The following is a 23,344-nucleotide window of genomic DNA, read 5'->3' as shown; positions in this document are numbered from 1 at the left end:
TGTAGGTTGGGCTACGTTTTACCAGCCCAACACTCAGCCTCAACAAACGTATACGTTATTTAAATGCCCAGTGTTGGGCTGATAAAGCGGAGCCCAACCTACGAGATAACCCAAGCTACGAACCCAAGCTAATTATTCAGGCAAAAACAGCTTTAGGAGGACGTTCCAGCATGCGCGCAGGCACAGATGCGGGTAACAGGACAGGCAGTACCTGGGCATCATCATGCACAGGAACAAATGTAGAAATCTGGATAGCAGGCATCAGGGCGATGCCCATACAACAGGGGGAAGAAGACTTGCAATGATCGCCTACCTTGCCTTTTACAGCATGGGTGATATCGTCACCGTTAGCCTTGGCAACTGGCTGACAATGTTCATTGTCGCTGGCAACAGCAATACCAGCCTGGACAGGCATATCCATGGCGCAGCCCAATTTACTGGCGACAGCAAAGCCCTGCAGGGGCAGCAGTACCAGTAACAGGCAAGCAATCAATAAACGCCAGGATTTTTTCATGTGCCGAAGTTATCACAATTCGGACTTTTCAACAAACGACCAGATCAAAACAAGATCAACCCAGCATTAAATTCAGTGCCAGCATCAGCATCACAATACCGACCAGACTATCCAGCACCCGCCATGCGATGGGCTTGGCAAACCAGGGTGCGAGCAAGCGGGCACCAAAGCCGAGGGTGGCAAACCAGATCGTGGCATTCAAGATGGCACCCACGGCAAACCAGTATTTGCCATTGCCTGGCTGCTGCCCTCCTATGGCACCCAACAGCACTACAGTATCCAAATAGGTGTGGGGATTGAGCAAAGTCGCTCCCAGCACTGCCAGTACGGCCTTGCCCGCCGTCAGACTCAACTCTCCAGCCTCAGCCACCAGACTTTGCTGATTAGCCGCATTCCGCAAAGACCGCACGCCATACCAGATCAGAAATGCTGCCCCGCCCCAGCGAGCTATCGTCAGCAAGACTGGCTGGCTATTGATCATGCCCCCTATACCCGCGACACCAGCCAGTATCAGCAGCATTTCACATACGATACAGATCATTACTGTCAAAGCCACATGCTGCCTGCGCAAGCCCATGCGCAGGACATGCGCATTTTGCGAACCGATGGCCATGATCAAACCTGCACTCATGCCCATGCCCTTGAGTATAAAAGCCAACATCATCTGTCTCCCCGTTTGTCGATACAGGGATTCTGGCGACAAAAGAGATTAATATGAAGTATATTTAAAATATTTACGATTTCATTAAAATTTCTTAATTCATAAATTTAGTTCTTTTAAAATTCTCTGCAGATCGATGATTAAAAATCATTCCCTCCTCTGTGATGTAGCGGGGAATTCGTGCGGTATACCGCACGCCTGCGCAACAAAGCCTGCTTGCAAGCAGGCTTTCCTTCCTCTGTGTTGAGAGGTCTTTGGCCCAAATCACCAGTACCGTTGAATAAAACATGCAATCAAGACTAGACAGCCGCCAATGTGAAGCCTTCCTCAGTGTCATTGACCATGGCAGCCTGGAACAGGCAGCCCAGTCCCTGAACCTGACCAGCTCTGCCATTTCCCAGCGCATCAAGGCACTGGAAATGGAACTGGGCAATACCTTGCTGGTACGCAGCCGCCCCTGCCGTGCCACGGCAGCAGGGCAAAAACTGGTGCAACACTTGCGCCGGGTCGCCGAGCTTGAACAGGATTTGCAAAGTGAATTTGCGGGTCAGCAAAGTGCCGCCATCAGCATTGCCCTGGGTGTCAATGCCGATAGTCTCGATAGCTGGCTGCTGCCCGCCCTGGCAGAATTTTTGATTGCTGAAAATATCTTGCTTGAAGTGTTGATCGATGACCAGGATCACACCCATGATTTACTGGAAAGCGGCATGGTCCTCGGCTGCCTTTCTGCCGAGAAAAATGCCATGCGGGGTTGCCAGGCGGTGTCGCTGGGGTTCATGCGTTACCATCCGGTTGCCAGCAAAGAATACTGCCAGCGCTGGTTCCCGCAAGGCATGACGCGCGAGGCAGCCAGGCTGGCACCGGTACTGACCTTCAATCGCAAGGACAAATTGCAAGCACAGATTTTGCTCGAACATTTTGGACTGCAGGAACATGCTTACCCCACCCACTATGTACCGGCAACGACGCCGTATAACCAGTCGATTTTACTGGGACTGGGCTGGGGCGTAATTCCTGATGTCATGCTGGAAAATCTGGATCAGGACAAACTGGTCAGGCTGATGCCGCATCACCCTGTGGATGTGGCCCTGTATTGGCATCACTGGAAAGTACAAACACCACGGCTGGCACGTCTGACGAATACCCTGGTCAGGCAAGCCCGGGGCAGTCTGCGGCAAATCAAGGGGCAAGGTGAATAACTGGCGCGGCCTTGGGGTACACCTGGTTGCGGCCCTGGGACTTGGCTTTGTACAACCATTCATCAGCGCGCTGCACCATGCTTTCCATACTGTCTGCGGCTTGTAGTTGTGCCACACCAAAACTGGCAGTAATGTGCAATATACGGCCATCTGGCAGGCGAATGACAAGATCATGTTCCACTTTATGGCGTATTCTTTCTGCCACTTCCAGTGCCGCGATCAGGCTGGTCTCTGGCAAGACCATGATAAATTCTTCTCCACCGTAACGGACTATCCAGTCTACGTCTGCCCGCAACTCATCCAACAGGCATTGGGTAAAGGCGATGAGTACATTGTCACCTACCGCATGACCATATTCATCATTGATTTTCTTGAAGAAATCAATGTCACAAAACACCAGTGCCAAATGACGTTGATAACGAATGGCTCTTTGTATTTCTGCTGGCATGCGTTCATTGAACAGCAAGCGGTTATAGCAATTGGTCAGGCCATCGGTAATCGACAATTGCTTCAGCGTTTTCATGGCAGCTTCTAGCTGGCTGGTCCTTTCTGCTACCAGGGCATCCTGATTGGCAATATGCTTTTGCAGACTATCCTGCATGGTACGGAAACCGTCAACGACCAGGTCAATTTCGTTATAACCGTTTTCCGGTTTGCGTTTTAATTCCAGCTTGGTGGCCAGTTGATTGGCTTGCAAGTTTTTGACGAAATCGGCCAGTTGACGCATGGGTTTTTCCAGATCGCGCCGCAATATCGCCACCACTGCTACAAAGATAAAAATCGACACGATAATGACTTCAATAATGACGATAATAAAGCTGCGCAGCAATTCCTTGCGCAGACTGGTTTTATCAACCACGAACTCTACTGTGCCAACAGACTTGCTGGCATCTGCGGGTGCTGGTATGTCAAATTTCATATGCTGGCCATTGGCAAGGCCATTGACATCGCCGCCGATAAACTGTTGCCCGGTACTGGCCTTGATAGAGACATAAGAAATCGTTTTATTTTTCAGGATTAATGCAATCTGCTTTTGTATGGTTTGCGGCTCTATATCCCAGATAGCGACCGACAACAAAGGAAGATGGGCATGGGCCACATCATTCACAGTCATATTGAAGTTTTCTTCTATTGCCCGGTAGTTGAGCCAGGCTTGCAAACTGCTGATACACACCACGCACAGGATGACCCATTTGAAGACACGGCGTATCAACAAATTGGCGATCGGTTGCAAGGCTTGATTGCTCATTTACGTGGATCTGACTCGGTCAATAATTTGCGGAAACTGAAATCATATTTTTTGATGGCAGGATTAAGGAATTTGCTGAACTTTTTAAAATCCACTTTATCAAAATTCTGCGCCCCGAATAATTGCTGGAAACGTCTGGCTTCTTCTGGTGTGAATAAAATGAACATGGACCTGTTTTGCTCCAGACCTTCATCCGCAAAGTCCTTGCCATGGTGATAGTCATACAGCATCACCAGACCAAACGCACCAGTAATGAAATGACCACCAGCCAGGGCCGTGAGGCTGCCAGACTCCAGTGCAGTAAAAGCTTCAGCCGAAGTATTGATGGCACTGAAATGTGCGTCGCGCCCAGGCTTGCCACCACGAACGCGCCAGCTTTCCATCGCACCAAAGCTCATTAAATCATTCCCGGCCCAGATCAGCCTGGTCTGGGGATAGCGTTGATACAGCCAGACGCTCTGCTCTTGCGCCTTGGCACGATTCCAGTCGCCATACACAACCTGGTCCAATACCACATTCGCTTCTGCTACTGCTTTGCGCATGCCTTCATTACGCTTATACGAGGTGGCGGTAGACCTGTCCCCGGCAATCGCCAGCATATGCAATTTGCCATCGGAGCTGAACATTTTTTCGGCCTTGCCACGCTGTATCAGCGCACGCGCAGTCAGGTAACCGGCATCTTCGGCCTGCGGTTCCAGCACACCCAGCCAGCCTTTGTACAATTGACGTGGCAAGCCGGTTTTTTCTCTGTCACCGGCATCATTGATACCACTATAGGCGAAAAAAGTCTTGATACCTGCCGCATCCAGTATGCGTAAGGCTTCGGCGCCAACAGCATAATCATTCGACAAGATTACATAATCAGGCCGCTTGTTCGCAGGGCGTGCCGCGATTTGTCTGGCGTATTCCAGCGTCTTTAAATGATCACGCTCAGAATAAATCACTTCCAGATGTATGCCAAGGCTGCGGGCAGCAGCCGTCATACCGTTGCTGGCTGTGACCCAATAAATTTCATCCGATTTTCCCGGGTTAAGGAAGGTGACTGTCATAGCCAGGGCCACGCAAGGCATGAACAACATCATGCTGGCCAACAGGCTTAAACCCAAACGATATATCCACATCCTTGCCTCCGCGCATCAGGTCTTGCAATCATGCGACAGCAATAAATGCAGACCGGACAAGTGCCTGTCTTAAATTCACGCATCAGTACAGTGAATCGACAGTTTTTTACTGAGACTCTATTTTCGCGGTTTTCAGATGTGAAAAGTTGCTCATTCACAAAAACTCACATTTATGTGAATGAGCCTGGATGTGTCATGGAGATAAATACTGCTTTGGAGGCTACTTATTTCAACAGCGCTTTTTCTCGTCTGATATTCACCAGTGCCTGGCTGGTGTACAGATCAGCGAACCAGGCATCGGCAAACAACTTGCCCGCTTCCGCCTGTGCCTCGAAATGGCTCAATACCCGCGCCCTGCCCGCCTGATAAGTGGCGTCATCGACATGACTGTATTCCAGCCTTACTGCCGCTGCATAGGCATCATAGGTATCTGCTGCCTGGCCCAGTATCGCCAGATCAACGCCCAACATGCCGTCCTTCAGTGGATGATTCAGGTTTGCACTCTGGAAGTGATCCGTCACCCGTATCAGGTCGGCTACTTCCTGTGCATGCTGTGAACCCAGGCTCGCATCCAGCCACAATCTGGCACTTTGCTCTTCATTCGACAAACCGGCATGCTCACCACCATAGACCGCATCATGGAACCAGAAAGCTTTTTTCAATATCGCCACATCCAACTTGCTGGCGCCGGTATTGCTCGCCCAGGCAGAGATTTCACTCAGGCCATGCACCAGATGATCAAGATTATGATAAGTCCGGCGCGCGCCACCGTAGGCGTCATCCCCCGTCAGGTAGTCAAACCAGTGGTCCAGCTTGGCGCTGTCGACATCAGCCTCTGCTTCCCAGAGTTTTTGCCAGTCAGTGCGCAGCCAGCTTTTAATCCAGGCAATGTAGGCTGGCATGGGCATGAATTTTTTTACCGTCCAGTGCCAGCCCACCGGTCCTTGCAAGGCACGCACGAAACTGGAGCTGACAGAGCCCAAATCACGCGGTGGCATGACAAAGATCGTCTTCGCACCATCCAGCACATCGACATTGGTTTGCTGTATCAGGTTTTCATAATCGAAGTCTGATGTATTGCGTATGCCACGCACCAGGTACTCTATGCCATGCCGCTTGGCGGCACGGGCAGTGTAATCGCCCTTGACGATGACGACGCTGACATTGTGCCAGCCACATTCGGCCACGCTTCGCTCAATAATGTCTTTGCGTTCAGGAGCAGAAAACTGCGGCTTCTTGCCCGGGTTTTCAGAAATGAAGACCACGACTTCATCAGCCAATGCCCTGGCTTCTTGTATCACCCACAGATGGCCATTGGTGATGGGATCAAGGGTGCCAGAGAATGCGATTTTTTTCATTGTGTACCCCAATGTTCCATATAAATAAGATGCTGCTGCAAGACTTCTTGTTCCAGTTCTGCGATGCTGCCCCGATTGATTATCTTGACGATCAGATCATGGGCTCGTCTCCGCAGAGCATATTCCTGTGCCTGCATCTGAAAAACCTGCCGTATCTCCGCTTCCGTCCATTCAGGACTACGACGACGCAGGCGCTGCAGGCGCGTTTCCTCATCCGCCTGCATTAGCAAGACGCTATCGTACACGAAGCCATCAACTTCATCAGGCAGCAATGCTGATTCCCAAATGACATACGCTGTAGTTTGCTGCATGGTCCACTGCCACATGGCCTGTAATACATAGGGTTGCAGCAATTTACGCAAGCAGCGATTTGCATCAATATCATTGATCAGTACTGTACGTAAAATGCCACGTCGCAAGCGACCAGCATCCGTCAGCAACCTGGGCAATACCAAAGCTATTTCTGCCATTGCCGGATGCTGGCTGTCCTGGTGTATCTTGCGTGCCACCATATCTGCATCAATAACCGGCACACCCAGCTTGAGAAAACCAGCCGCAGCACTAGATTTGCCGCAACCCATGCCCCCAGTCATCAACACCACGCGGGAACGCCTGACCATGTCAGGAACAGGAATAGAAGCGGGGATCAAAACAGTACTCATGTCAAGCCTTAATATTGGACAATCAACCAATATTGAAAGCTTAACGCATCAACACTCAAATCACAAGCTTATTTTGGTTAATCAACCAAAATAATAAACCCATCAAACTACTGAAGGCCAGCATAGCTGATTCCATTTTTCCAAACCGACACTGTCATACCGTTGAAATATTTTAAATATATTTTCATACAGTATTAAGCACTGGTTAAACGCTAAACTTAAATGAAAAAGGATAAGCAATGATTTCAGACAGCCGCAGAAAGTTTTTGCGATTTTCAGCCACAAGTGCGGGTGCCAGCATGTTACCCGGGCTAGTACAACAGGCTCTCGCCATACCGGCGAACGATGTCACTGGTACGCTGGCAGATGTTGGCCATGTGGTGATTTTCATGCAAGAAAACCGCTCCTTTGATCATTACTTTGGCACCCTCGCCGGTGTGCGTGGCTTCGATGATCCGCGTGCCATCAGCTTGCCAAATGGCGCACCAGTCTGGCAACAACCCAATCCTGCTGGTGGCAGTGTCCTGCCTTTTCATTTCGACGCCAGGAACACCAGCGCGCTGTCGGTAGGCACCAATCACTCATGGAAAGGTTCGCAACAAACCTGGCAAGGCTGGGATGCCTGGGTCAGCAAAAAAACGGTACAAACCATGGGTTATTTTGACCGTGGCGACCTGCCCTTTTACTACGCATTGGCAGATGCTTTCACCATTTGCGATGCCTATCATTGTTCGATCTTTGGTGCGACTGACCCCAACCGCATGTATTCGCTGACGGGTACCAGCCAGGGCTGGTTAGGTGCCATGGGCAGCCTGTATAACATAGATGCCAAGGGCTATTACAATGCCGACCCGGCCAATGACGATATCTCTGCCGCTGTTACAGCTGGCGCCCCCAACTGGCAGACCTATGCCGAAGTACTCGAAGCCAATCAGGTGAGCTGGAAGGTGTATCAGGAGTGGGATAATTACGGCGACAACTACCTCGCCTACTTCAAGAATTTCCGCGTCAATGCAGACGGCAGCAGGTTAAACAGCAGCTCGCCGTTATATCAGAAAGCACGCAGCATGGCACCCGGTGCAAGCGCAGGTGGCAGCAAGGGGGACGGCCTGGTCAGCGCTTTTGCAGATGATGTGCGCAATAAACGCTTGCCGCAAGTATCCTGGATATGCGCACCGAATGATTACACCGAGCATTCACCCAACTCCCCCAATGCGGGTGAAAACCTGACCGCACGCTTGCTGGCTGCGCTGGTGGCAGAGCCTGATGTATGGGCCAAAACGGTGTTTTTACTGATGTATGACGAGAACGACGGTTTCTTTGATCATGTGCCACCCCATATCCCGCCTATCACCACTGCCATGGGTCGGTCCACGCTGGCCGACAATGGCATTTATGAAAAATACGGCAATGAACCGGTTGGGCTGGGCCCACGCGTGCCCATGCTGGTGATCTCGCCCTGGAGCAAAGGCGGCAAGGTTTGCTCCCAGGTTTTTGACCACACATCAAAGTTGCGCTTTCTTGAAGAATGGCTGGTCAATGGCCTGGGCAAAGACAGGGCCGCAGTCAGTTGTAAACAGATATCGCCATGGCGACGCACGGTCTGTGGCGATTTGACTTCTGCATTTGATTTCAAATCCCCTGATCAAAACTGGCCAATGACGGTACCAAAAACTGCAGCTTATGTTCCTGTCAATGGCAAGCCTTATCCAGTGCCACCCGTCAACCAGAGCCAGCCGCGTCAGGAAGCCTACCCACAGGCGCAGGGGCCGCGCCCGGCCTGCCGACTGCCTTATCTGCTGGAAGCACAGGCCAGGGTCAGCAACAGCAGGCAACTGGAAGTCAATTTCATCAATAACGGCAACGCTGGCGCTGCATTTATCGTGTATTCGAAGATACGCACTGGTGGCCCCTGGTATTACACCGTTGAAGCTGGCAAGCAAATCCAGAAAGAAACCTGGAACTGGAGTACTGATACTTACCAGCTCAGCGCCTATGGCCCGAATGGTTTGATGCGTGAATGGCGCGGCAACAGTACAGCCATCGTCAAGCCTGAGGTGCAGGCAGCTCACGATAACAACAGTGGCAAGCTGGTGCTCACACTATCCAATCTCGACAATGTCCAACCCTGCAATTTCACCGTCAGCGACAATGCCTATGGCAGCCTGGCAAATACTTATTCGCTGGCAGGTGGCCAGAGTTTGCGGCTGGAATACCCATTGATCAACAGTTTTGGCTGGTATGACTTCAGCATCATCAGCAGCGCCGACAGCCAGTTTTTTCGCCGGGTAGCCGGTCATGTTGAAGCCGTGGGTAACAACAGTAATAACAATCGCACAGACCCTTTGATCGGCCGCCAAGCTAACAGCACCCGCCTGACCACCACACCGCGCATCTCGCGCGGCAGCAATGTCGTTGCCTCCTACGCGGCATTACCAGCACAAGTCAGCGTCAAGAACTGGATAGGTATATACGCAGCCGGTGCTGTGCCAGGTAATGTCAATTCACTGGAATGGGAATATGCCGGCAATAGTCAGGGCAGCGTGACGCTCAATACCGCCAGCCTCGCAGCGGGCAATTATGCGCTTTGGTATTTATACAATGATGCCTACTCAGTCCTGGCTGGCCCGGTAACATTGACGATTGTGTAGCGTCCAATAACCAGTTGACAGTACAAAGCTGAGTAAATTGATATTTGCTCAGCTGCAATACGATATTAAAAATACATTTCAAGCTGTGCAAAAATAATCCGTACTGGAAAATGCAATCAAACATCAATGCCAAAACACAACTAAATCATAACTAAGTCACTGATTATTAAAGAAATATTAGTTTATCCCTTTTTTAGCTCTTGAAAAGCCTGCCCCCCGCCCATATACTTAGCACTCGTTGGGAGAGAGTGCTAACAAGTCTTTCCCCAGCTTAATTGAATTCCAATAGTAATTACTCGCAAATTTAAAGGAGCTAGTATGAACCTTCGTCCCCTGCATGATCGCCTGATCGTGAAACGCCTGGATCAAGAAACAAAAACCGCATCCGGTATCGTTCTGCCTGACGCTGCTGCTGAAAAGCCAGATCAAGGTGAAGTACTGGCAGTTGGTCCTGGCAAATTGCTGGACAACGGTACAGTTCGCGCCCTGGACGTTAAAGTTGGCGACCGCGTTTTGTTCGGTAAATATTCTGGTCAGGCTGTCAAAGTTGACGGCAACGAAGTTCTGGTGATGCGTGAAGAAGATATCTTCGCGGTCGTACAGAAGTAATCGGCATCCACGATATCAATTAAAGAATTCGGAGAATTAATATGGCAGCTAAACAAGTAATTTTTGGTGATGACGCACGTGCGAAAATCGTCAATGGCGTCAACATCCTGGCGAACGCAGTTAAAGTAACTCTGGGCCCTAAAGGCCGTAACGTAGTTCTGGAACGCTCTTTCGGCGCGCCTACAGTCACTAAAGACGGTGTTTCTGTAGCTAAAGAAATCGAACTGAAAGACAAGCTGGAAAACATGGGTGCACAACTGGTGAAAGAAGTGGCTTCCCGCACTTCTGACAACGCTGGTGACGGTACAACGACAGCAACAGTTCTGGCACAAGCCATCGTTCGCGAAGGTTTCAAATATGTAGCAGCTGGCTTCAACCCAACTGACTTGAAACGCGGTATCGACAAAGCAGTTACAGCCATCGTTGCTGAAATCAAAACTTTGTCCAAGCCAACAACAACCAACAAAGAAATCGCTCAAGTTGGCTCCATCTCTGCCAACTCCGATGCAAACATCGGCGACATCATTGCCAAGGCAATGGACAAAGTCGGCAAAGAAGGCGTGATCACTGTTGAAGACGGCAAATCCCTGGACAACGAACTCGACATCGTTGAAGGTATGCAGTTTGACCGTGGCTACCTGTCACCATACTTCATCAACAATCCAGAAAAACAATCCGTTATCCTGGAAAACCCGTTCATCCTGTTGTTCGACAAAAAAATCTCGAACATCCGTGACCTGCTGCCAGTATTGGAACAAGTTGCAAAATCCGGCCGCCCACTGCTGATCATCGCTGAAGATGTAGACGGCGAAGCACTGGCAACTCTGGTTGTGAACAACATCCGTGGCATCCTGAAAACTGCAGCTGTTAAAGCGCCAGGCTTCGGTGACCGTCGCAAAGCCATGCTGGAAGACATCGCTATCCTGACCGGCGGTCAAGTGATTGCTGAAGAAGTTGGCCTGACTCTGGAAAAAGCAACTCTGGCTGACCTGGGTCAAGCTAAACGTATCGAAATCGGTAAAGAAAACACCACCGTTATCGATGGCGCTGGCCAGGCTGTTGGTATCGAAGCACGCGTTAAACAAATCCGCGCGCAAATCGAAGAAGCAACTTCTGACTACGACCGTGAAAAACTGCAAGAACGCGTTGCCAAACTGGCAGGCGGCGTTGCTGTGATCAAGGTTGGTGCTGCAACTGAAGTTGAAATGAAAGAGAAAAAAGCACGCGTTGAAGATGCTCTGCACGCAACTCGCGCTGCCGTAGAAGAAGGCGTTGTTCCTGGCGGTGGCGTTGCCCTGCTGCGCGCACGTCAAGCTGCTGGCGACATCAAAGGCGACAATCCAGATCAAGAAGCAGGTATCAAACTGGTTCTGAAAGCAATCGAAGCACCTCTGCGTGAAATCGTTGCTAACGCCGGTGGCGAACCTAGCGTTGTTGTTAACGCCATCATCAATGGCAAAGGCAACTACGGTTTCAATGCTGCCAATGACACATACGGCGACATGATAGAAATGGGTATCCTGGACCCAGCTAAAGTAACTCGCTCTGCATTGCAAAATGCAGCATCTGTTGCTGGCCTGATCCTGACTACTGACGCTCTGGTTGCTGAATTGTCTGAAGACAAGCCATCTATGGGTGGTGGTGATATGGGTGGCATGGGCGGTATGGGTGGCATGGGCGGCATGATGTAAGAACCCGTTCACGATCTTACTGCGCGAGCGTGATCGGGGCTCATGCGCTGCTCAAAATGCTCATGTACTTAAGTACATTCCGCTTTTTGCGCTGCTCTTCACCCCGCTGACGCCCGCTCGCTACAGATCATAAACAGGTTCTACTAGCTGCTAGCTACTCTCGGCGATCTAACCGAGAGTCGCATTGCTAAAAACCCCGCAACGCAAGTTGCGGGGTTTTTTATTACCCTTACGATTTATCCACTTCGGCAACACCCCATTCAGGTAGTGCAGTTGAACATCCATTGCACGCCAAACTGGTCGGTCAGCTTGCCAAAATAATCCCCCCATATTTGCACCGCCAGTGGCGTCGTCACATTTGCCCCTTGACTCATCAGTGCAAACAGTTGATCGGTTTGCGCACGGCTATCCATCATCAGTATGTGGGCAGAACCTCGCATAGGCTCTGCATCATCATTGTCTGAAGCATAGAAAAGCACGCCCGGCCCCTCAAATCTGGCATGCATGATCTTGCCGCGCATGGCCTCGTTCTTCAGCGACATCCCGCCCTCACCATGACGCAGTATGTCGGTTACATGCCCCAGTCCACACTGAGTATAAAAATCCAGCGCCTGCTCGCATTGCGTCGTAAAAAACAAATAATTTGATTGTTGCATAGTGCCCCCGAATCGATTTGCTTCAGTGGAAGCCCTGTTGCACAGCCTCACCCATCTGTGCATTGGAATAGGCCTTGCCCGCAATTCCCCAGGTGCCATCAACTGCATATGTCACGTTGACATACGTCCTTTCCCGCGGATGCGCCCCCTGCTTAAGCCTGTCTATGATGTCAGTGACCTCGCTGACAAAGGCCTGCTTGACCTCGGCAGTAGGGAAAGTGACTGAAGGAACCTTCACTTCGATAACTGCCAGCGACTGGTGCTGGCCACCAGCATAACTGTGCGCCTCAGAGCTGACGACCAGGTGGCCGACGACGTTAGGTGTCATGAACTTGTTGCCAGTCAAACCGTGTACGCGTAGCAAGGCGTCTGCAACGAGAGGCAGCACTTCACGCTCCCCGTCAAGAGTGAGAAGGTCTGTGGTAACTTGAACTGAGATAGGCATAGCTTAACTCCTTGATCAAAAATGGATGGTCGAGTCAAAGACCAGCCCTTGACTCCCGCATCACGGACGTTATATAACGATCGTGATGTGACACATCATTACATAACGATCGTTATCTTGTAAAGTTTTAATAGCATTTTTATTCTGGAGATTTTTTACATGGCACACCGGGCGGGGCAAAAAGAAGAAAGCAAGGCAAAGATACTCAAAAGCGCAGGACGAGGATTTCGCAGCCGGGGGTTTGGTGGTTCTGGCGTTGATGGCCTGGCAAAAGATGCCGCAGTAACCTCGGGCGCTTTCTATGCCCACTTCAAGTCAAAGGCAGATGCTTTCCGCGAAGCGGTAGTTGCCGGGCTCGAAGACCTGAAGCTGGGGGTCAGCCAGGCGCGTGAGCAACTGGGAAGTGGCTGGCGCACGGCATTCATCGATTTTTACCTCGGGGAGCGTCGCACTTGTGATCTGGCCGATAGCTGTGCATTGCAAAGTCTATCGCCTGAAGTGGCGCGGGCAGAGGAAAAAACGCGACAAGCGTATGAAACCGAATTGCTGGCCATCATAGAAACCGTGGCTGCAGGCCTGGATGGGCAAGCTGATGCCAAACGCGAAGAAGCAACTGCCTTGTTGGCACTGCTGGTCGGCGGTGTCACGCTTGCCAGGGCAGTCAATGATCCTGCCATCAGCAAGGACATTGCTGCGGCAGTTCGCAAGGCGGCATTGGATTTGAACAGCCACTGACTCACGAATTTGCATGCCGGAATTTCTGTTCTGATCACGCCGAAAAGGACAATTCAGACTGGGAACAGGGACACGTCGATGCCAATTTCGCTATAAATCAAATAGAACAACAGCAAAAAGCCTTTTTTCAACAAGCACGCTTGACAGAAAACATCTACCGCTTGGATACTGCCGCACCTGAAAGAAAATTTTCATATTTCCGGCTCTGTGTTTCATATTTGCAATGATCTTGCGTATGCATCAACAAGCCGGGCATCATCATCAAGCAAGACAACCGCTTTGGAGAAAATATGGCGCTGCAACAATTAAGCGATGAGCAAATACGAACCTGGACCCGTGCCCAAAAGGACGAGTGGTGGTTCGCCAATATTTACCGGGGGGATATGGCGCAGTTGACCATACGCTCGGCATTTACTGGCTTTTTGCTTGGCGGCATATTGTCTGCGACTGCTTTATACATCGGTGCCAAAACCGGTATCACCATAGGCGTGGGCCTGACATCCGTCATCCTGGCCTTTGCTATTTTCAAGATACTCGCCAACCTGGGTCTGGCCAAGGATTTCACTATCCTTGAAAACAACTGTACACAATCCATCGCCACAGCGGCTGGCTACATGACCATGCCACTCAATACCGTGCTGTCAGCCTATATGCTGATCAGCGGTACGGTAGTCAGTTGGTGGCACCTGGTGGTGTGGATGAGTATCTGCTCCATCCTGGGTGTGTTGGTGGCTTTCCCGATGAAGCGCCGTTTCATCAATGAAGACCAACTGCCCTTCCCTGAGGGCCGTGCCTGCGGCGTAGTGCTCGATGCGGTATATACCGGCGAAGCTGCCAGCGGCATGTACAAGGCGCGCCTGATGGCTTTCACAGCCATGTGGACGGCAATCTATCAAATGATCACCAGCGATGGCTGGATGAAGTTCATCCAGTTCAAGATCCTGCGTATGGACAAATGGACAGGCATGACAGAAGCCTGGCATTTCCAGGAGCGGGTTGACTCTTACTATTATGCAGCGGCAGTCAAATATGACATGCTGATCCCAAAAATCCTGGGTACAGATTTCCGTGCACTGGGTCTGCGCTTTACTCTTGATGCGGCCATGCTGGGCGTCGGTGGCCTGATGGGTATACGCGTCGCCAGCAGCGTTTTGCTGGGCACCATCATCAATTTCGTCTTCCTGGCACCATGGATGATACAACGTGGCGATATCGTCGAACGCATCGCTCCTAGCGGCAAACTGGTTCCAATTTCCCGTACCGAGATCGTCAATCAATGGGGCCTGTGGTGGGCGGTTTCCATGATGGTAGTGGCCTCCTTCATCAGCCTGGCAGCCAAACCTGAATTGTTCACCAGCCTGTTCAAAAAATCTGATCAAAAGAAAGTCGCTGACCAGACCAGCACTGTGCTTGATCATATTGAAGTACCGCTGATCATCTCTTACATAGGTATCCCTGTATTCAGTATCCTGGCTGCATGGACAACGCATGAATTCTTTGGTGTGCCATGGCTGATGTCCATCATCACCCTGCCGCTTGTTTTCATCCTGACCATCATCTGTGCCAATGCGATGGCCCTTACTTCATGGACGCCAACTGGCACACTGTCAAAAATCACTCAGTTCAGCATGGGTGCCATCGACAGCACCAACCCTGCCAATAACCTGATACCTGCGGGCATGACGGCAGAAGTGGCATCGAATGCATCCAACCTGCTGTCCGATATCAAACCGGGCTATATGCTGGGCGCGAAACCAAGGCAGCAGGCAATAGGCCATATCATCGGTATTTTCTCGGGCGCGCTGGCATGCGTACCGCTGTACTTCCTGCTGTTCCTGCCGCCAGATGCTGATGGCATACGATCTACCGCCACTATCGTTTCAGACAAGTTTGCCTTCCCAGGTGCGATGCAATGGAAAGGTGTTGCCGAACTGATCGCCAAAGGCTTCAGCAGCCTGCCAGCATCTGCCATCACTGGCATCATCGTGGCAGCAGTAGCCGCCACCATCATCGAACTGGCCCGCATCTTCACCAAAGGCCGTTTCCCCTTGTCAGCTGTTTCCATCGGTCTGGGCGTCATCCTGCCACCAGAATCCTGCCTGGCAATGTGGATAGGCGCAGCCATATTCTGGTGGATGGGTCGCAAGAACAGCACGCCTGGCAGCAAAGGCCATGATTTCTGGGTAGAAGGTTGCGAACCTATCTGCGCTGGCTTGATCTCTGGTGCAGCATTGATAGGTATAGGCAATGCGATTATCAATGTGCTGATGTGATCCGACTTTGAAACATCAGGCCATGAAATGATTAGCCCCGCTGCTTGTGGGGCTTTTTTATAGCTGTGAAGATTTTGCCTGAAGATAGCAGCGTGAATAAATAGCAGGAACCAACATGAATATACCTGGTCAAGGTAAATTGATACACTTGCTCAAGCAAGGGTCAGGCAGCACCTGCCAAGGTATAAACTTTATTTCATTCCGTATTTGATCCGTTAAAAATTGTACTTAAACAGGAGCCAAAAACCATGTCCATTATGACCCTTTTCATCGCCGCTACCTTTTACGCCAGCCCTGGCACCAATCAAACCCCAACCACCGCAGATGCTGCGACCATTGCCGCCATCGAAGCCACTTGCTACGACTATATTGACGGCCAACTGGAAGCAGATCCCAAACGGGTTGCCAGGTCACTGCATCCAGACCTGGCAAAGCGCGCCGTGATCGGCGACACGCCGGACGAACGCCTGGGCCTGCGACGCATGTCCAAAGAAGAACTGGTCAACCTGACCAAAGCAGGAGCACTTAAAACACCGAAGGCAGAATGGAGCCGCAGTTGTACCGTCCTGGACGTCACAGACAAAGCAGCCTCAGTACGTCTGGAAACGCCATGGTTTGTCGATTACTTCCACATGGGCAGATTTGAAGACCGCTGGATTATTGTGAATGCGCTTTGGTATAGCAAACCAAAAAAGAGTAGTTAATTAATTACGGGAGTATTTACTGTGAACCCCACCTGCTGCCCCACAAACCCATCAAAAGCTTGTAACAGCGGCAGATATTTTTCCTCACCCTGCTCCAGCTGCATCAACGCATAACAAGCTGCCTCCAACGTTGATAACTGATCAGGCGCGTGGGCTTTGCGTATGCGGTAGTGTGAGGCTGGCATGTCTTGCAGGCTCATGCGTGGTAGTTGTTGCAACAGCGGATTCAGATACAGCATCTTGCGGCTTTTGCGCCAGGTCGCGTCTATGATCACCAGCCGCATATTCGCCAGGGCAAGATCTTGCAAAGCAAATTCGGGCGGCTCGTATTGCAAATCATCCGCATCGTTTTGTGTAGTCGCTGGATAGAGCAAAACAGCTTGCTTGCCACCTGCCTGCAACATGCTCGGCAATAATTGCTCATCAAACTTCTCAGCAACAACCATGCGTGAATCTTGCAGGCACAGATCCAGCAGGCGTGCGCTGCCCTTGGCATTGTTCACTTCAAGGGGATGTTGCAGCAGCAATACCTCCGGCGCATTGTTGATGCTGCAAACCCAGTTGCATATGCAAGCTGTGGATGGGCGCAAGCATCGCGGGCAAGATTTTCTTTTGGGCTTGGGTTCTGACATGCCAACATTGTGAAGGATTGTTATTTAAGCGGCAAGCTTCAGATGGTTTCAGGCAAAGTCTTTGTGGCTTCGTCTATCATGAACAGAACCTCTCATGCTTCTCTCTATCTTATTTTCTGTCTTATGAAACTCCCAACTATCCTTGCAGCAAGCCTGCTATTGGCAACCAGCGCATGCGGTGGTGGCGGTAGCTCTACAGCGGCAACTACCACGGGCAACACCACAACGACGGGCACCACCACCGGAACCACGACGGGTACAAGCACCGGAACTACTACAGGTACAACGACCGGTACTGGAACCACGACTGGCACCACCACAGGTACAGGCACCACGGTCGTCACACTTGAAAAGAAAGCCGCTGCACTCGCTGCCAAGCTGGGCAAGTCCACACGCTTTCTGGTCGGCCTTGGCAGTGCCGATCTGGCTGACATACAAAAGCAGGGCATTACTCCCGACATCTATGATCAATATCTGGTTGGTGTAGGTGCAGGTTCATGGCCAACATGGAATAGCCCTTCAGGTGCCTATGTGCAAATCGTTGCGCAAAATGCCGACAAGCTGGGTGCTGTTCCCATGTTCACACTGTATCAGATGGCCAGCAATGGCGACGGCAATCTGAGTGGCTTGACCAATACGACTTTCATGAAAGGCTATTGGGACAATGTGCGTCTGATGTTCCTGCAAATCAAAGCTTACGGCAAACCTGCGCTGGTGAATTTCGAGCCAGACTTTTGGGGTTATACGCAGAGGATATCCAATAACGCCGACCCTGCCACCGTGCCCGCACAGGTCAACAATAATCCTGACTGCGCCAATCAACCTAACAGCGTCGCCGGTATCAGCCAGTGTTTGATGCAAATGGCGAGAGCCATAGCACCAAATGCTTATGTTGGCTTTCCCCCTGCCCTGTTTGAAGACCTGCACTCGACCGCCATGTCGTATATGCTGAAGCTGGGTGCAGACAAGGCAGATTTCATCGTCATGCAAACCCTGGACAGGGATGCCGGTTGTTTTGAAACCGTACCGCAAGTGTCTTATTGCTCCCGCGCAGGAACGGGCTGGTATTGGGATGAATCCAATCTGAGTTCACCTAATTTCAAAGATCATTTTGCGCTGGCGAAAACTTATTATCAGGGTTTGCAATTGCCGGTCCTGTGGTGGCAAACCCCGCTGGGCGTGCCATCGACTCAGATAGGTGGAACGGCGGGTAAATACCGCGACAACAAGGTGCGTTATTTCCTCACGCATGCATCGGAAATGGTGGCCGTTGGCGGCCTGGGTGCGGTATTTAGTACAGGTGAAGTGAATCAGACTTCGATCAATACCGATGGTGGGCAATTCAAGACTTATTCCACAAATTATCTGGCAAAGCCTGCGGCCTTGCCATGACAAAATAATGCCAGCCCTAGCGATAAGAGCTGGTATTTTTAATTAATTTCTACCAGTGGGATATGTCTCCGTTTCTTTTCCTCCGGCATTCTATCCATGGTTTGCCTCGCAATGCTGCTGCGTATCTCTTTGAGCCTGCTGGCTTCCCTGTATAACAGGTTATAACTCTCAAACGGTATCATCTTTCCATCTGGCAGGGCGAAATGGATACAGGACTTTTTCAATGCACGCACGTCGAGGGAATAAGCGTCCATGAACTGCACGATCAATACGCGAAAGACATTGTCATACCTGAGGTTTTGCGGTGCCGAGATCAAGGGCAGACAGCACATCAATTCGGACAGGCAATTAGCCTGTGACTCTGGTGAATGATTGGTAGAGAAGAGTTTGAATATCTGATCTTTCATGCCCTGCTTTAAATTCTCATCACGCTCAAAGACGATGGTATTGCCACTCCCTTCCACCAAAGACTGTGGATCAAGATAGCGCGTCAGCGGCACCGTTTTCTCTTCTGTCTTCAAGGCATAAGCCATCGCCAGCGTATCTGGATTGCATGGCACGGGCACGATATCCTTGAGACTGAACAGGCTGCATTGCTCAGTAATTTTTCTGCGTATTTCTGATACCGTCAATCGATGCAGGCGCGGGTCATAGTTCTCTACACGGCCTGCATCCTGTATTGGTTGCAAGGTCACGCCGCGCACGCATTTTTGGGTCAGCGCAAAATTAATGATATCGCCTATCTCGTCGTCATTCAGTCCCTTTTTCAAGGTCACGACCAGAGTAGTCGACAGATTGACTGCATTCAGGTTCTCCAGTGCCTGCTGGCGTATGCGACGCAGGTCCGCGCCACGCAAGATCTTGTGTACTTCTGCCCGGAAAGAATCAAATTGCAGATACACTTCAACACCCGGCGCATAGCTGGCCAGGCGCTCGACAAAAGCCTTGTCCTGCGCCAGGACTATGCCATTGGTGTTGATCATGACATGCTTGATGGGGCGTGCTTTGGCAGCGTCCAGTATTTCCCAGAATTGCGGATGCAGTGTCGGCTCGCCGCCGGACAATTGCATGACGTCTGCCTCCCCCTCATTGGCAACTACCGTATCAAGCATCTTGATGATGTCAGCCAGTGGCTTGTGCTGTTCGCGATGCGTGCCACTCTCGGCATAACAGACCGGGCAATTCAAATTGCAGTTGTCGGTAATCTCAACGATTGACAGGCAGGAATGCTGCATATGGTCAGGACACAAACCACAGTCATAGGGACAGCCATATTCCATCTTGGTATTAAAGATTTGCGGCATTTCCGGATGCTTGACGAATACTTCGCGGCACAGTCTGTAGTACTCAACATCATCACTGACCAGCACACGCTCAGTACCATGCGCACTGCACCACTTGTCCATATAGACTTTATCATCCTTAAAGATGATCTTTGCTTCTACAGGGTGCAGGCAGCTGGAACAGACCGAGCTGGTTGTGTCGTAAAACAGATAAGGGCGAACTTTTCGGGACATATTATTTTTTACCCTTTTAGGTAGAGGGACGGGGGTATTCTTGCAATGACTTATGAAAACTTATCAGCGGAAAGTCGTCACTATTCTGCTGGTTTTCGTTCAGAGTTTCACTCGCCAATTTTTTCAACGGCCAGCTTGCGCCTCTGACGCACAAGCAAAGGTAAGTAAATCACAAGTGCAATGATGCACAAGACTTGTATGCCACTGAAATAAGAAAAATAGTAGTAAGGCACGGGCTTGATACCATCAACGAGCAAGCGCCAGAACAGGTAGCCTGCCAGGTACATTTTGAACATCAAGCCAGACTGGCTCTGCCATGCCAGCCTGCGTCGCAATAAATAGCCACCCCATGCCAGGACAAAAATCATATCGTAGATCTGGGTGGGATGACGCGCGATGCCATCACCAAAATCGACGCCCCATGGCATGCTCGTGGCATTACCATAAGTGCCATCATTGAGCCCTGCCAGGAAGCAGCCTATACGACCTATGACTGTAGCCACCATCAAGGGAAAAACAAAATTATCCCCGGTTGATTGCGGCTGCCTGAGCAGGAACTTGGCAAACTCCACGCCGATCAAACCACCCAGCAAACCACCAACGATGGACTGGCCCGACATCAATATCTGCAGATTATCTGTTGCGGCGGCCCACATATGCGGAAACTCCATCCAGAAGGCAGCTTTATTACCTATTGCAGCACCCAATACACAACCTATGATCACGCCATAATGCCCGGGAGCCAGCATGCCTGCCTGTCGTTGAGAAGCGCGTTGACGTCGGTACAACTGCACGCCCAAGGCAATTGCCAGCCATTCAAAAATGAAATGCAATAGGTGGGCGTTACTTGCTGAAAATACGTAAAGTTTCATTAAATAGATAGGTAGAGTGCTGCCCGGACAAGGCTGTCAGCAAGCCAGATGTCTGGCCTTTCAGTTTTATTTGGAAGAGATTATTCCAATTAGTTTATACAGCAACGCACAAATGACCAGACCCGCAACTCCTAATACCAGAGGGATAGGGCTGACAGTAATGGCCGCAGTGAATATACCAAGCACGCCACAAGCACCAAAACCCACCAGAGGGATAAAACACAGGAGAATTAAAAAAGCGCGAATAAAATTTTTAAAATTGATCATGGCAATTTATCAGATAGCATCAAAGCGTACATATTCAACTGCAAAGCTTTGCAATACATAATCAGTCTTACTTTTGAAATTGCGCTTCAAGAATGGCTAATTTGCGACTTTATCCTGACGCAACTTTATCTGCACCTTACTTGCGCATGGAAACGAAAAGCTTCCAGATGAAGAAGCCACATGCTGCGCAGATGCAGAATCCAAGTATGCTTAAGAGCAGCAGATTCAGGTTAAATGGAATATCAACCATCATGGTAAGACCTAAGACACTACATGCACCAAATCCTATCATCAGTATCAGACAAATGAACAAGGCGATGACACGGATAATTTTCTGCAGGCTCATGATGTTTACCCTATATTGCGACAATGTATATGTGAATCAGACTCTCTGCTGAAGATTTTCACGTATGGTTTGCACACTTGTTTTGAACAATCCCGACAGATTTGCATCCTCATTTGCGTTCATCACAGCCTGCATGATTTTACTGGCAGGAACAGGGCTAAAAATGACCGGCGGTGCATCAGCAGAAATCATGACGAAGATGCGCTGTTGATCATTATCAATGGCGGCCCATTTCAAACCAGTTTCTTGTATCAAGGCATCAGCGAATACCAATTCCAATGCTTGCACTTCATGCAGTGGTCTTGCCTCTATCGCTTTGTGTTGCAGTATCACCCCGATGATTTTCAGTTTGCCTTCTATCGTTTCAAACTGCGCTCTGGCTTCTGGCATATACTGCTCTTTGACCCAGCTTCTTTGTGATTCAGCCTTCAAGATATCAGCAGTTGAAAAGTACTGCAGATTTTGCGCCTGATTTGCAGATAATGTTGCCGACGACATATCCAGCTTCATGTTCCTGCATTCAATATAGGCCCAGGCAGCACCAACCAGCAACCCCGCTGTATGCGCCCAGTTTGCGATAGGCCCCAGCAAGCCGGTCCAGCACAGTACAAACCAGGCCAGCATCATATTAACGGTTGCCTTGCGCATGATGCCATTGAATGCGGGGTCATAACGGCCTCGTATCCAGATATAAGAGAAAAGCCCGTAAACGACGCCAGACATGCCGCCAAAATATGGATTGCCTGTGCACAGATACTGGACAATATTTGGAATGACTGCCGCAACCAGGAAAAAGCCCAGATAAAAGCCCGGCCCTTTTCTGTTTTCGATAACGATACCGAGATCCCATACCCACAGCAAATTAAAGATCAGATGCATGGGACCAAAATGGATGAATGCGGGTGTCAATAAGCGCCAGATCTGGCCTGAGAATATGTCAGCAAACCCGGCCTGATCCGGGTCTGTGATAAACAGGATGCGTAAATTCTCTGTCGTTTCGCCAAAGTCAGACGAGAACGCAACCAGGGCACTCAATGTGATCAGTACAATAGATACAATCGAATAGTTTTTGAATTTCGTCATTAATGAGTATTTATCGTTCTTGTCCCAACATGGAATGAGAAAACTAATCTGTCGAGCATTAAGACATCTAGCGCAGCTCTTCTACCAACCTCAGATTATCTTCAAAATTCCAGATGCGGCGTATTTCTATGACGTCATACTGCGCCGCGATATTTGGCGGGAAGGCGGCATACTTGGCGTTGATGCGCACAATGCGGCGTACCGCCTCATCAATGTCGGCACGTCCACTGGAACGCAGTATGGTGACATCCTCTACACTGCCATCACTACGTATGGCGACGACGACAACCGGGTCACCGCGCGCCCTGTCCTTGGACACTTGTGAATAATTCAGATTGCCATTGCGTTCGATTTTTTGCTTCCAGCTATCGATGTAGAGTCGCAAAGGTACATCTTTATCCTGGCTGCCGAACAAGCTGCGGCGGCGTGGCCTTTCATCTGCATCATTGCGTGGCAAGGGTGGTGTGCCTCGTAAAATATCAAGGCCACGCGCCTGGTCCCTGGCCTTGCTTGCGAGATCACTGCCAAGGATATTTTTAGGCAAGCTGAACGGGTCAGATTTACTGCCCTGACTGTTGCCATTACCTGGCGTATTGGCACCAGCATTATTTTGTTGCCCGGTATTTGCCCCCTGGCTGATGCCAGTGCTTGCGGTCTGATTATTTGCGGCGGACTGAGCTGCAGCTTTGGCAGCGGCAGCAGCTTGT

23 protein-coding genes are annotated in these 23,344 nt (G+C 50.4%); 8 read left to right on the top strand and 15 right to left on the bottom strand.

What is annotated here, in order from left to right:
* Positions 1-136 precede the first annotated feature (136 nt).
* Complete coding sequence (locus AC07OI_RS25600; RefSeq protein WP_492707037.1) at positions 137-514, bottom strand: hypothetical protein; 378 nt, start codon at positions 512-514, stop codon at positions 137-139.
* Between the two features lie 55 nt (positions 515-569).
* Positions 570-1,178: a LysE/ArgO family amino acid transporter gene (locus AC07OI_RS25595; protein ID WP_495259178.1), complete on the bottom strand. Its 609-nt coding sequence runs from the start codon at positions 1,176-1,178 to the stop codon at positions 570-572.
* 284 nt (positions 1,179-1,462) lie between these two features.
* Here AC07OI_RS25595 and argP point away from each other — a divergent pair, with 284 nt between their 5' ends.
* Entirely contained in the window at positions 1,463-2,374 is a 912-nt protein-coding gene (argP, locus tag AC07OI_RS25590; RefSeq protein WP_495259177.1) for an HTH-type transcriptional regulator ArgP, read from the top strand.
* Here argP and AC07OI_RS25585 read toward each other — a convergent pair.
* The 4 genes from AC07OI_RS25585 to coaE form a co-directional block, all read right to left on the bottom strand.
* Complete coding sequence (locus AC07OI_RS25585; protein ID WP_492707031.1) at positions 2,355-3,623, bottom strand: GGDEF domain-containing protein; 1,269 nt, start codon at positions 3,621-3,623, stop codon at positions 2,355-2,357. The genes argP and AC07OI_RS25585 overlap by 20 nt on opposite strands.
* Positions 3,620-4,744: an ABC transporter substrate-binding protein gene (locus AC07OI_RS25580; RefSeq protein ID WP_492707029.1), complete on the bottom strand. Its 1,125-nt coding sequence runs from the start codon at positions 4,742-4,744 to the stop codon at positions 3,620-3,622. Before AC07OI_RS25580 ends, AC07OI_RS25585 begins: the two co-directional genes overlap by 4 nt.
* A 224-nt stretch (positions 4,745-4,968) precedes the next feature.
* Complete coding sequence (gene coaD / locus AC07OI_RS25575) at positions 4,969-6,102, bottom strand: pantetheine-phosphate adenylyltransferase (RefSeq protein WP_495259176.1); 1,134 nt, start codon at positions 6,100-6,102, stop codon at positions 4,969-4,971.
* A complete protein-coding gene (coaE, locus tag AC07OI_RS25570; protein ID WP_495259175.1) occupies positions 6,099-6,764 on the bottom strand; it encodes a dephospho-CoA kinase in 666 nt (221 codons plus the stop codon). The genes coaD and coaE overlap by 4 nt, the downstream gene beginning before the upstream one ends.
* A gap of 239 nt (positions 6,765-7,003) precedes the next feature.
* Between coaE and AC07OI_RS25565 the strand changes: the two genes are divergently transcribed.
* From AC07OI_RS25565 to groL, 3 genes are all read left to right on the top strand, one after another.
* Positions 7,004-9,415, top strand: a complete 2,412-nt coding sequence (locus AC07OI_RS25565) for a phosphocholine-specific phospholipase C (protein ID WP_495259174.1) — start codon at positions 7,004-7,006, stop codon at positions 9,413-9,415.
* A 318-nt stretch (positions 9,416-9,733) separates the two neighbouring features.
* Entirely contained in the window at positions 9,734-10,024 is a 291-nt protein-coding gene (gene groES, locus AC07OI_RS25560) for a co-chaperone GroES (RefSeq protein ID WP_110257032.1), read from the top strand.
* A gap of 41 nt (positions 10,025-10,065) precedes the next feature.
* Positions 10,066-11,715 carry a chaperonin GroEL gene (gene groL / locus AC07OI_RS25555; protein ID WP_492707024.1) on the top strand — a complete coding sequence of 550 codons (1,650 nt, stop codon included), beginning with the start codon at positions 10,066-10,068 and terminating at the stop codon, positions 11,713-11,715.
* A 260-nt stretch (positions 11,716-11,975) separates the two neighbouring features.
* Here the strand turns inward: groL and AC07OI_RS25550 are convergent, their stop codons facing one another.
* Positions 11,976-12,371, bottom strand: coding sequence for a VOC family protein (locus tag AC07OI_RS25550; RefSeq protein ID WP_492707022.1), 396 nt, complete (start codon positions 12,369-12,371; stop codon positions 11,976-11,978).
* A gap of 22 nt (positions 12,372-12,393) precedes the next feature.
* Positions 12,394-12,816 carry a tautomerase family protein gene (locus tag AC07OI_RS25545; RefSeq protein ID WP_495259173.1) on the bottom strand — a complete coding sequence of 141 codons (423 nt, stop codon included), beginning with the start codon at positions 12,814-12,816 and terminating at the stop codon, positions 12,394-12,396.
* A 159-nt stretch (positions 12,817-12,975) separates the two neighbouring features.
* Here AC07OI_RS25545 and AC07OI_RS25540 point away from each other — a divergent pair, with 159 nt between their 5' ends.
* From AC07OI_RS25540 to AC07OI_RS25530, 3 genes are all read left to right on the top strand, one after another.
* A complete protein-coding gene (locus AC07OI_RS25540; RefSeq protein WP_492707019.1) occupies positions 12,976-13,551 on the top strand; it encodes a TetR/AcrR family transcriptional regulator in 576 nt (191 codons plus the stop codon).
* 290 nt (positions 13,552-13,841) lie between these two features.
* Positions 13,842-15,824: an OPT family oligopeptide transporter gene (locus tag AC07OI_RS25535; RefSeq protein ID WP_495259172.1), complete on the top strand. Its 1,983-nt coding sequence runs from the start codon at positions 13,842-13,844 to the stop codon at positions 15,822-15,824.
* A gap of 248 nt (positions 15,825-16,072) precedes the next feature.
* Positions 16,073-16,528, top strand: a complete 456-nt coding sequence (locus tag AC07OI_RS25530) for a nuclear transport factor 2 family protein (RefSeq protein ID WP_492707015.1) — start codon at positions 16,073-16,075, stop codon at positions 16,526-16,528.
* Here AC07OI_RS25530 and AC07OI_RS25525 read toward each other — a convergent pair.
* Positions 16,525-17,160, bottom strand: a complete 636-nt coding sequence (locus AC07OI_RS25525; RefSeq protein WP_495259171.1) for a tRNA-uridine aminocarboxypropyltransferase — start codon at positions 17,158-17,160, stop codon at positions 16,525-16,527. The two genes, AC07OI_RS25530 and AC07OI_RS25525, sit on opposite strands and share 4 nt — an antisense overlap.
* Positions 17,161-17,283: 123 nt before the next feature.
* On the opposite strand from AC07OI_RS25525, the gene AC07OI_RS25520 reads away from it, so the two are divergent.
* A complete protein-coding gene (locus AC07OI_RS25520) occupies positions 17,284-18,552 on the top strand; it encodes a hypothetical protein (RefSeq protein WP_495259170.1) in 1,269 nt (422 codons plus the stop codon).
* A gap of 38 nt (positions 18,553-18,590) precedes the next feature.
* Here the strand turns inward: AC07OI_RS25520 and AC07OI_RS25515 are convergent, their stop codons facing one another.
* The 6 genes from AC07OI_RS25515 to AC07OI_RS25490 all read right to left on the bottom strand — a co-directional run.
* Entirely contained in the window at positions 18,591-20,069 is a 1,479-nt protein-coding gene (locus AC07OI_RS25515) for a radical SAM protein (RefSeq protein WP_495259169.1), read from the bottom strand.
* Between the two features lie 107 nt (positions 20,070-20,176).
* On the bottom strand, positions 20,177-20,902 hold the full coding sequence (locus AC07OI_RS25510) for a prolipoprotein diacylglyceryl transferase family protein (protein WP_495259168.1): 726 nt from the start codon (positions 20,900-20,902) through the stop codon (positions 20,177-20,179).
* Positions 20,903-21,007: 105 nt separating this feature from the next.
* Complete coding sequence (locus AC07OI_RS25505; RefSeq protein ID WP_495259167.1) at positions 21,008-21,208, bottom strand: hypothetical protein; 201 nt, start codon at positions 21,206-21,208, stop codon at positions 21,008-21,010.
* Between the two features lie 136 nt (positions 21,209-21,344).
* Positions 21,345-21,554 (bottom strand): hypothetical protein, encoded by a 210-nt coding sequence (locus AC07OI_RS25500; protein WP_495259166.1) that lies wholly within the window; start codon positions 21,552-21,554, stop codon positions 21,345-21,347.
* Positions 21,555-21,590: 36 nt separating this feature from the next.
* Positions 21,591-22,637: a rhomboid family intramembrane serine protease gene (locus AC07OI_RS25495; protein WP_495259165.1), complete on the bottom strand. Its 1,047-nt coding sequence runs from the start codon at positions 22,635-22,637 to the stop codon at positions 21,591-21,593.
* 67 nt (positions 22,638-22,704) lie between these two features.
* Positions 22,705-23,344, bottom strand: a 640-nt coding sequence (locus tag AC07OI_RS25490; RefSeq protein WP_495259164.1) for a TonB family protein, incomplete at its 5' end; no start/stop codon positions are given.

The sequence above is a fragment of the Undibacterium sp. GW821-FHT07F11 genome (assembly GCF_059418665.1).
The sequence above is the reverse complement of the archived record's forward strand: the minus strand, read 5'-3'. Positions and strand labels throughout refer to the sequence as shown.

What these genes read in the sequence shown, in the direction of transcription:
- AC07OI_RS25600 (WP_492707037.1), bottom strand. Translation starts at nt 514, where the DNA reads ATGAAAAAATCCTGGCGTTTATTGATTGCTTGCCTGTTACTGGTACTG.
- AC07OI_RS25595 (WP_495259178.1), bottom strand. Translation starts at nt 1,178, where the DNA reads ATGATGTTGGCTTTTATACTCAAGGGCATGGGCATGAGTGCAGGTTTG.
- argP (WP_495259177.1), top strand. Translation starts at nt 1,463, where the DNA reads ATGCAATCAAGACTAGACAGCCGCCAATGTGAAGCCTTCCTCAGTGTC.
- AC07OI_RS25585 (WP_492707031.1), bottom strand. Translation starts at nt 3,623, where the DNA reads ATGAGCAATCAAGCCTTGCAACCGATCGCCAATTTGTTGATACGCCGT.
- AC07OI_RS25580 (WP_492707029.1), bottom strand. Translation starts at nt 4,744, where the DNA reads ATGTGGATATATCGTTTGGGTTTAAGCCTGTTGGCCAGCATGATGTTG.
- coaD (WP_495259176.1), bottom strand. Translation starts at nt 6,102, where the DNA reads ATGAAAAAAATCGCATTCTCTGGCACCCTTGATCCCATCACCAATGGC.
- coaE (WP_495259175.1), bottom strand. Translation starts at nt 6,764, where the DNA reads ATGAGTACTGTTTTGATCCCCGCTTCTATTCCTGTTCCTGACATGGTC.
- AC07OI_RS25565 (WP_495259174.1), top strand. Translation starts at nt 7,004, where the DNA reads ATGATTTCAGACAGCCGCAGAAAGTTTTTGCGATTTTCAGCCACAAGT.
- groES (WP_110257032.1), top strand. Translation starts at nt 9,734, where the DNA reads ATGAACCTTCGTCCCCTGCATGATCGCCTGATCGTGAAACGCCTGGAT.
- groL (WP_492707024.1), top strand. Translation starts at nt 10,066, where the DNA reads ATGGCAGCTAAACAAGTAATTTTTGGTGATGACGCACGTGCGAAAATC.
- AC07OI_RS25550 (WP_492707022.1), bottom strand. Translation starts at nt 12,371, where the DNA reads ATGCAACAATCAAATTATTTGTTTTTTACGACGCAATGCGAGCAGGCG.
- AC07OI_RS25545 (WP_495259173.1), bottom strand. Translation starts at nt 12,816, where the DNA reads ATGCCTATCTCAGTTCAAGTTACCACAGACCTTCTCACTCTTGACGGG.
- AC07OI_RS25540 (WP_492707019.1), top strand. Translation starts at nt 12,976, where the DNA reads ATGGCACACCGGGCGGGGCAAAAAGAAGAAAGCAAGGCAAAGATACTC.
- AC07OI_RS25535 (WP_495259172.1), top strand. Translation starts at nt 13,842, where the DNA reads ATGGCGCTGCAACAATTAAGCGATGAGCAAATACGAACCTGGACCCGT.
- AC07OI_RS25530 (WP_492707015.1), top strand. Translation starts at nt 16,073, where the DNA reads ATGTCCATTATGACCCTTTTCATCGCCGCTACCTTTTACGCCAGCCCT.
- AC07OI_RS25525 (WP_495259171.1), bottom strand. Translation starts at nt 17,160, where the DNA reads ATGTCAGAACCCAAGCCCAAAAGAAAATCTTGCCCGCGATGCTTGCGC.
- AC07OI_RS25520 (WP_495259170.1), top strand. Translation starts at nt 17,284, where the DNA reads ATGAAACTCCCAACTATCCTTGCAGCAAGCCTGCTATTGGCAACCAGC.
- AC07OI_RS25515 (WP_495259169.1), bottom strand. Translation starts at nt 20,069, where the DNA reads ATGTCCCGAAAAGTTCGCCCTTATCTGTTTTACGACACAACCAGCTCG.
- AC07OI_RS25505 (WP_495259167.1), bottom strand. Translation starts at nt 21,208, where the DNA reads ATGATCAATTTTAAAAATTTTATTCGCGCTTTTTTAATTCTCCTGTGT.
- AC07OI_RS25500 (WP_495259166.1), bottom strand. Translation starts at nt 21,554, where the DNA reads ATGAGCCTGCAGAAAATTATCCGTGTCATCGCCTTGTTCATTTGTCTG.
- AC07OI_RS25495 (WP_495259165.1), bottom strand. Translation starts at nt 22,637, where the DNA reads ATGACGAAATTCAAAAACTATTCGATTGTATCTATTGTACTGATCACA.